At 45.0% G+C, this 689-nt stretch carries 1 pseudogene; it reads right to left on the bottom strand.

Features of this window, described 5'->3' with window-relative positions:
* A pseudogene (locus tag ACFIKU_RS09795) lies at positions 1-689 on the bottom strand (phage portal protein); the annotation flags it as partial.

The following is a 689-nucleotide window of genomic DNA, read 5'->3' as shown; positions in this document are numbered from 1 at the left end:
TGTTCGGGATCCATCTGCTGTTGTTGGGCTTGTTGTGCCATTTGCTGCTGTTGCATCTTCTCGCTTACACGATTGAGTAATGACGCAGGCAAGGGTGAGTAACGAAGCAAATCAAGCATAATATCCGGTGTTACGGCATTTTGAAGCAACGGTAATAATTGCGTGATAATGCCAAAGGTACGCTCTTTCTCATTCGGGCTGGTTGGCGCATCATCCACCACAATGTCATAATCAACACTCATCACCGCTTCACGCGTCAAGGGAATATATTGCGCATTCTCCTCACCCGATATCCGTACCAAACGACCATCAGACAAATAATTCTGTATCAGATGCAAAATAATCTTACCTTGCCGCTTGCGATACAAACGTAAACCATCAAACAGACAAGCTAGCAGGTTAAGACTGGATTGACGCCGTTGTGCCTCTAAAATCCCTGCTTGTGAGACTTCTCTCGTCCCAATAAACTCAGGCGATAAACCCGTAACTTGATTAATTGCTTCCTTAGCTTCATTAAACAGTTGGAAAAAGCCTGCTGGAAATTGCGCTACGGGTTTTGGTTGTATCTTACCACCAGCCAAAGCACCATTTTTTAAAACCGTAATACTATCAACCCTGCTCCAACTCTTTACAGCTTCTCTCTCATCTTCAAATGCGCCCCGCTCTGCCATTATCCCGCCTTTGGATTG

Source organism: Bartonella sp. CM120XJJH, from assembly GCF_042194715.1.
Taxonomy (GTDB): domain Bacteria; phylum Pseudomonadota; class Alphaproteobacteria; order Rhizobiales; family Rhizobiaceae; genus Bartonella.
Note: the sequence above shows the minus strand (reverse complement) of the source record. Positions and strands in the feature narration are given on the sequence as shown.